Source organism: Cellvibrio sp., from assembly GCF_053579595.1.
The window spans coordinates 1-7,437 of the sequence record NZ_JBRFPI010000226.1 but is presented as its reverse complement, the minus strand read 5'-3'; the positions used below and the strand labels follow the sequence as shown (position 1 = coordinate 7,437).

Here is a 7,437-nt window from a genome sequence, read left to right as displayed (position 1 = left end):
GCGCGTAATGTTTCGAGGAAAGCAACACGATTGTCTACAGCACCACCCGCAGCCCAAGTAGTAACTTCAGCATCAGTGATGAAGTTGGTTGAACCGGCTACGTAATCAGTTTCATCGATACCATCGTAGCTGCGTACCCAGCTTTCAATTTGAGCATTGGTCGCGTGTGCCAGCATGATCCACTCGATATCAAAACCGGCTTTAGCGGTATCGTTGGTTGCGTCTTGAGTGACTTTTGCAGCGTAAAGAGTACCTGCTGACAAATCGCCGGCCACATCGGCTACGAACTTGTAGAAGCCTTTGTTTGAGCCGTCATCGGTTAGGTAAACGGTTTTCTTGTCGGGCATGATCACCGGGTTTTCATGGGCTGAACGGCCCAGAGTGAAATGCTTAACAGCAACCGGCGCAGCCGCTTTTGGTTGGGTGATTTCAACTATGTAGCCGTAGTCGTATGGGTTGGGGAAGGTGCCGCCCAGGTAATCCTTAATCTTCAATACATCAGCGTAGTTCGGATAACCGGTGGAGTAGGTCATGTCGTTCCAGCGCACTGAATTTTCAGCTTCGTAGTTTTCTTCTGAGGTCAGCGGAGTGCCCCAAGGTGAAACGGTACCAAAGCAGTTGATCATGGTGCCTTTAACATTGCCGAAGTTGACGTTCATGGCATCGTTTACGCGCCAGGTGCCATCGCTTTGTTTGGCGATATTCAAACGGCTTACACCACCCGGACGATCTTCCCATGCGCTGAACAGGTAGCCTTCGCTGCCGGTGGCGTTGCTTGGGATGAATGCGTTGAAGTCGGGGTTGTTGGATTGCTTGATGCTGACGTTGCCTGCAGGGTTGGTGATGTTGCCGAAACCGAAAGGCAGTGCACCGGCATAGGTATCGCCTTCACGGCCAAGGGCTTGATAGCTACCTACGGCAACTTTGGTCGTTTGTGATTCTGGAGAGCCTTTCACTGGAACTGGAACCGGGGTGATCTTGGGATCAAGATTATCCAAATCTACGCCATTCCAAACACCAACGGCGGCTTTTTTCTCATCGCCAGGCAATGTGTCAGATGGGTGTTGAATATTGAAAAAGAATTCGCCGTTGTCGGTCTTGAACATACCGGTCAATTCTGAACCCATTGGGGTAGTCGCGAGGCGGATTAATTTGGCTGGGGCGGTTGCATCGGTTCCGTTGCTGCCGTTAGAGCCATTGCTGCCGTTAGTTCCTGCTGGACCTTGTGGGCCGGTAGCGCCAGTATCACCTTTGGGGCCTGCAGCACCAGCAGCGCCATTAGCACCCGCTGGGCCAGTTGCACCGTCTTTACCATCATCTCCGCCGCAGGCAGTGAGCAGGAGGGTGGATGAAACTAACACGGCTAATATTTTTTTGTTGAAGGTCATAGTTATTGATCCCAAGGTTGGTCTTTAAAAAGTTTGCTTTCGAGGACTGAAGCCTAGGGGTGCTTTATGAAGGTTTGACAACATATTTATGTCATTTAAATGAAGGTTTTTTGACGCCAAATGCATTTAACTTTCGTTGCCGTCTCCATGTGTGGTTTTAGCGCGATGTTTATCAAGTAAAAATAAAAAAGCACCGCCGCTTTCGCGACGGTGCTTAATTTATTTGTTCAATTTTGCCATTTAATCTATTGAGGACTGTTCCAGTCCAAACGAAGATCCCAATTGTAAAAACGAAATTCCGGCGCAAGGGGTGGTTCAGATTCATCGATGGTTTCAAACACATTGTTTGCGGGCATCCAAGTCGCATCGCGCCCATAAATATAACTTTGGTGACGGACTATGTGGGTATAAGCCTTATTCAGCTGCATAGCGCGCTCCCGCGAAGGGGAAATCAGTGTGTACACATCGGCGGATTTCACTTTTTCGGTATCGACAATCCCGTTTTCGGTAAACCAGCGGCTGAGCATCTCCGGATTTTCGCGGAATTCACTGCCGCCACCTGCGCGCTGTAAATAATGCAAAATTTCACCGCCGGGTTCACTTACGCTGGGTGCATCCAGCATGCCTTTCAAGTTGATGTAGCCCCAGCCTTGCGCACCGGTGACTTTGCGTGCAAACGCAAATGTTTGGTCGATAGTGGCGCCGACTGCGGCGTGGCAGCCCATGCAAAAGAAGGTTTCTTCATGGGTTTGCGGACGCAACTTGCCATCGTGGTCTTCTATATAGCCTTGCAGCATCCAGCCAAACCCATTTTCCATTCCCAGTTCACCGTGATCATTGAAGTTGGGCAATTGCTCCAGATTTTTTTCTTTGCGTTCACGCGCGTAGCGGCTGGCGACATCGTATTGTTCCAGAGCTCGAATTTTTTTCATGTAGCGCAGTTCTTTCATGCGCGCGGGCACAAAAATATTGCCCTGTTCATCATTACCTACGTAGCGAACTGAATGCATGAATTCGGTATTTTCCGGATATTGTTGGGGGATAACCGTTACCTGCGCTGCATCGCCCAAATATTGATCGCGTTTTACCAGTTGCACTGCTTGGCCCAGATTGCCATCGCCATCCAAATCAATGCCCAGCTCCTTTTCATCTTGCGGCGCGATACTGATGTTCGCCAGTTGTTTGATGTTTATTTCAACCAGCGATAAATTTAAAAAATACATCGCTGCATTGTATTGGCCGTTGATTTCGCGAAACTGCGCCGGTAGGCGAATGACTACATCGTCTGTCGCACCATTAGTAGGCCAGAATGTGCCGGGGAAAGGTTTGTAATTAAATGCGATCCAGTGACTGCCGTCTTTCGCAATGCCTTGCTCATCAAAGGCAGCGGCGGCCTGATGGAAATTTTGCAAATCAGGAATAAAGCCTTTCCAGTTGCGAGCGGTCAGATCTTTTGGGAGTTGGCTGTAGTTTTCGGTATCGACATAGGTTTGACTTCCGCTTTCGCTGATGCCGTTAATCCAATCCTGTCGACCAACTAGCAGATTCTTCCTGTTGTTACTCATGCCGTCCCCAGAAATAATATTAGCGCCCTGCAGGCCGCCATCATCCAGCTCATTCATGCGGAACTCGCCTTTGCTGCGGTCATACATTTGGTGACATGTGTAGCAGGGGTTGTGGCGATTCTCCGTTTTGGTGTAGCACTGCGAGGGGATGGGGGCTTCGAGATTGGTAATGATGTCGTTTGAGACTGTCACTCTTTGTTCGGGAACAACTTCCGGTAGTGCCATTGCCGTATCTGTGGTGGGCGCTTCATTTTTTACTATTTCGGTGTTTGATTCGCTCGCAGTGGTATCGCATCCAGCGATGCCGAGCAAAAAAAAGACATATACAACAATAAGAAGAGATGTTTCTTTCATACAATCAATACCGCTTGTAAGGTTTGGATGGCACTTAAATGGATCCAAAGCCTAACAAGCGATTATTACAATTTTCTTGCAGTGTGCGGTTGTACGCGCTGTTAAGAGGGTGAGGATAAGTAATACAGGCAACAGAGGATGATTGTTGCCTGTGTTGATAATTGAATTTTAATCATATACCCAGACAGAGAACGTTTTAGTCATGGGGGTTCCATTCAGATTGTTAATATTGCACAAACTTGGTGTGTAATTGGAGTCATCTTGCGGATCACAACTACCATAATTATTGTAATTATTATTAATGTGATCGCTCCACTCAAATCGATCCAGTACCGATCCTCGCAATTCGAGTCGAGCGTTAGATCTCGGTAAGGTGATGGTGCAGGTGTTGATACTTTCGTTCCATGAATAACGGAACTCACAGAGTTTTAATCCATTGTCATACAGGGAGAGTGATGTGCTGCCACCGCCCAATATATTAAAATTTGCATTAAAAGTGATTGTTGTTTGTGGTAAAGGTGGCCCGTTATATTTTGCGCTCATTAAAATAGTTTTATTGTGATCTGCTACGGTGACATTGTAAGCACAGGTTTTTTGGCTTGCATCGGTGCCAGCTTGGCAAACGCCGCTTTCATATTTCCATGTCGAGCCTTGGCCAGTAATTTGGAAAATATGTTGTCCGCTTGAAAAGGTTTTGTGTTCGCAGGAATAAATTTGTGCAGCATAAGATGGGTTGCATATTAGCTTGCGGGTTGGATATATCATCTCAATTTTCATGCTGCCAATAGGGTTGGGTATATCAAACTTAAATGTTGTTAACTGGGTGGGTTGTAGGTTTGTCCAATGGCTTTTGTATTTGCTCACATAATTCGTGTAAACAGTCGGTATACCACCTGCCGCATTGTATTCATTAGTGCCACAGGTGGTATTGGTTTGTCCGATACACGTTTTTATCGCTGGATTGGAAAAAAATAAATACTGCACCGCGTTACCAAATGCATTCGGGTAGGTCATCACGTCTCTGTAATTGTCCGCAACACCGTACCCCATGGATGTGCTAATTGGCACGCCTGTATGTGTGGTACTGCCGGATATTTTTCCATGTCCAACACCTAATATATGGCCAAGTTCATGCGCAAAAGTGTATGCATGCGAATACAAGGCAACAGCAAGTGCTTTGGGAGCGCCGCCGCTCCCGACGGTCGATGGGTAGTTGGCATTGCCTGCGATATTGTTGGTCGGGTTGTCGCACAGCAAGATAGTGACATGCGGTTTGTGGAATCGACGTAAATTGGTAACTTCAGTATTCGTTTCAAGGCTACTTACTACTGATGAATTACATGCGGTATTTGAATAACCACTAATTTGTACGGCATCTAGCAGGTTGAGTTGTATATTGATATTGGATTTGGTAAACGCTGAGTTACCTTGGTTAATAAAGTTTGCAGCCTGTACGGCAACATTATTGCCTAAAACATTTGCTACCGTATCGGGATACAGTACCAGTACATCCACTTTATTTTGTGCCCAACTCAGGTTTGAAAAAAATACAAAGAGCAACATAAATACAAACTTCATTGTGAATCTCCTTTTTTGTGATTAATCGGTGAGTTCCGGGTTGGCGATAAAGAGGAAGTGTTTGTTATTGATTGTGGCGAGGTGAAGCACGTTATGGGGTGTTGAAATGGAGCCAAACATGGCATTGTCTTTCCAGCTTATGTGAATGCCGCGGATGCTATTGCTATCACCATGGATGTGCCCCGATAAACTGGTAATTCCGTTTTGCGATGAAATGTCCTGGATGATGTAATCAACCAAACCAATTTGCGGTAAATCCAGATTGATAACGGTGTTGGGTTTTAGCCCAGATAGTTGTGCGGCATCAATGTCTACTACAAATAGCCTGTCAGCAGATGTAATGAGTTTTTGAGCTGTCTCGGCGAGCTCTTGTTCATCAATAGGCCTGCTGTTATCACTAATCAGGGAGGAGGTGATAGCCATTGGAGGCGTATCGATACTTTGATCGATATGATGTGGCAAGGGCGCGATAGGTGAGTGAGTTTGGGAGGGGGTAGTCTGTGCCTTTGGATGCTTTTCCGGTGGCTGGGCGGCGGTCAATTGGGTGTGAGCGCGCGCGGTTGCGCTGTTTTGAATCTTATCCTCTGCAGGAGCTAACCCTACATATCGCGCACTTATAAAGGCCGTCACGCAGGCCAAACAGATAGTGCCAATCAGAAAATACGCCTTCCGCATTCCGTGTGTCCCTTAATCTGGATTTAATCCAAGTCATATCACCAATCATTCCCAATGTGCCTGATGTCTGTGACGTTTATATTAATTGCTTATATATTAAGCAAAAAAGTCGCCTCCTCCCTTTAAGGATTTTAAATAGGGGTTAGCGGAGATTGGCTGTCACTGTGGTTGTTAGGTAATCTGGCGGGTGAGATTAAGTTGAGTGAATACAATGATTACCCCTGCGGGCAAATCTGCTACGCTTGGCGGCAAATACTCTCTAATTACCAATGTGTGTGCTATGGATTCCAGCGTGACAGCAGTTCAATCAGATTATTCAGTGTATCGCGGCGTGATCGGCGATCTATTAAGCGGTAAGGAGCAATTGCCGAGCCTGCCGTCTATTACGTTTGAAATTCGTAAAGCTATGGGTCAGCAAGATCTGTCGATGATTGAATTGAGCAAGCTATTGGCCAAAGATCCTGCATTGTCTGCCGTGTTGTTGAAATATGCATCCAGCCCGCTGGTGGGCACTCCTACACCACCGCAAAATTTGCTCGATGTCATTCGCCTCCTCGGGATGAATCAGGTGGAGCGAATTACCATGGTGCACTCGGTCAAAAGTTTGTTTTCAGTGCACTCGGTAAAGCACAAACGTCTGTTTATGGAAGCTTGGCGCCGGTTAGCATTAAAGGCGAGCTTGAGCACTTATATTGCCAAGCATATGCATCTGAAAAATGTGTTACCGGACAATGTACTTATGGCTGCGCTCTTGAGCGAGGTAGGTACGCTCGCCGTACTTTCTGCCTTTAAAAACAGTGAAGAAACACCGGATGTTCCCGCCTACATAGCGCTCTGCCGTGAGTACGCCAAATCACTCGGCGTGATTACGCTTAAGCAGTGGCAGGTTGATGAGCAGTATCTAAAGGTGGTGCAGGAAATTGGCAACTGGAAAGGCGAGAGCCCTGGCCCAGCCAATCTTTGCGATTTGATCAATCTGGGGTTGTATCACTCACTTAAACTGACCCACACCAAAACGGACTTGCCGCCCATTCAGGAATTAACGGCCTATCAAAAATTGGAAGAGCCAGACAACTCAATCGTTGCCGGTGGCCTCACGTTCGTGATGACCAACGTGCAAGAAATTCGTATGGTGGCGAAGAGCTTGTTCTAGATTTCAAAAAATAAAAACCCGGCATTTTTGTACCGGGTTTTTATTTATTTCACACGTCGTTTATGTGTTGCCACTCTTTTGATTGCCCGCCCGAATCGCCCTTGCCAATTCAATCACGGAAAGCGGCGCCGATCCTTCTGCTTTATTGCTCAGCGTAACAAAAACATTTTGTCCGGCGTTTGCGGTACCGGAAATTACCCGCACCAGGGCTGCGCGCGTTTCCGGATCGGGATCCATCATTTTGTCATAAGGCGAGTAGAGGGCTTGTGCATCTTCATAGCCGTAGGCGCCATGTAATGGATTTAAATTCCAGCGGCATACCAATGGCCCCGGCCAGAGTGCACGCAAAATCGGAAGTTGTTCGGTGATGTGCGGCATTTTGGCGTGCAGGCCCATGCAGTAGGTTGCGCCGGTATCGCGCAGTGCATCGACAAATTGTGGTGTTAACCATTGTGGATCGCGCACTTCTACTGCGACAACGCCATCAGGCGCAATGCTTTTTAAATCGGGAATGGCTTTTAACAAAGAGTGTAATCGATCGATCAATTTCGGCATTCGCCCAAGCCATGCGGTGGGTAAGGGGCTGATCTGAAATACCAATGCCCCCAGTCTGCGCCCTAAGCCTTCCAATGCCGGTTCAACAAACATCTGCACCGCTTGCTCAGCATTGAGAAAATTTGGGTTTTGTCGCATGCCGCGACCGGATTCGTCGCGCACCAAGGCA

Annotated in this window: 6 protein-coding genes; 1 reads left to right on the top strand and 5 read right to left on the bottom strand. The window is 47.3% G+C overall.

Translation table 11 applies throughout. The annotated features are described in order from the left end of the window. The 4 genes from ACWA6V_RS13970 to ACWA6V_RS13955 all read right to left on the bottom strand — a co-directional run. A partial coding sequence (locus tag ACWA6V_RS13970) for an alkaline phosphatase PhoX (RefSeq protein WP_449523063.1) occupies window positions 1–1,388 on the bottom strand: 1,388 nt, incomplete at its 3' end. Window positions 1,389–1,633: 245 nt separating this feature from the next. Further along, window positions 1,634–3,307 carry a hypothetical protein gene (locus ACWA6V_RS13965; RefSeq protein ID WP_449523062.1) on the bottom strand — a complete coding sequence of 558 codons (1,674 nt, stop codon included), beginning with the start codon at window positions 3,305–3,307 and terminating at the stop codon, window positions 1,634–1,636. A 168-nt stretch (window positions 3,308–3,475) separates the two neighbouring features. Continuing rightward, window positions 3,476–4,885, bottom strand: a complete 1,410-nt coding sequence (locus tag ACWA6V_RS13960) for a M12 family metallo-peptidase (protein WP_449523061.1) — start codon at window positions 4,883–4,885, stop codon at window positions 3,476–3,478. A 21-nt stretch (window positions 4,886–4,906) separates the two neighbouring features. Beyond that, window positions 4,907–5,560, bottom strand: a complete 654-nt coding sequence (locus ACWA6V_RS13955; protein WP_449523060.1) for a hypothetical protein — start codon at window positions 5,558–5,560, stop codon at window positions 4,907–4,909. A 211-nt stretch (window positions 5,561–5,771) separates the two neighbouring features. Here ACWA6V_RS13955 and ACWA6V_RS13950 point away from each other — a divergent pair, with 211 nt between their 5' ends. Then, window positions 5,772–6,713: an HDOD domain-containing protein gene (locus ACWA6V_RS13950; RefSeq protein WP_449523059.1), complete on the top strand. Its 942-nt coding sequence runs from the start codon at window positions 5,772–5,774 to the stop codon at window positions 6,711–6,713. A gap of 60 nt (window positions 6,714–6,773) precedes the next feature. Here ACWA6V_RS13950 and ACWA6V_RS13945 read toward each other — a convergent pair. Beyond that, window positions 6,774–7,437 (bottom strand): DUF72 domain-containing protein (locus ACWA6V_RS13945; protein ID WP_449523058.1); only part of this gene is annotated, 664 nt, incomplete at its 5' end.

Coding starts and splice junctions, on each gene's coding strand:
- ACWA6V_RS13965 (WP_449523062.1), bottom strand. CDS start 3,307: ATGAAAGAAACATCTCTTCTTATTGTTGTATATGTCTTTTTTTTGCTC.
- ACWA6V_RS13955 (WP_449523060.1), bottom strand. CDS start 5,560: ATGCGGAAGGCGTATTTTCTGATTGGCACTATCTGTTTGGCCTGCGTG.
- ACWA6V_RS13950 (WP_449523059.1), top strand. CDS start 5,772: ATGATTACCCCTGCGGGCAAATCTGCTACGCTTGGCGGCAAATACTCT.
- ACWA6V_RS13960 (WP_449523061.1), bottom strand. CDS start 4,885: ATGAAGTTTGTATTTATGTTGCTCTTTGTATTTTTTTCAAACCTGAGT.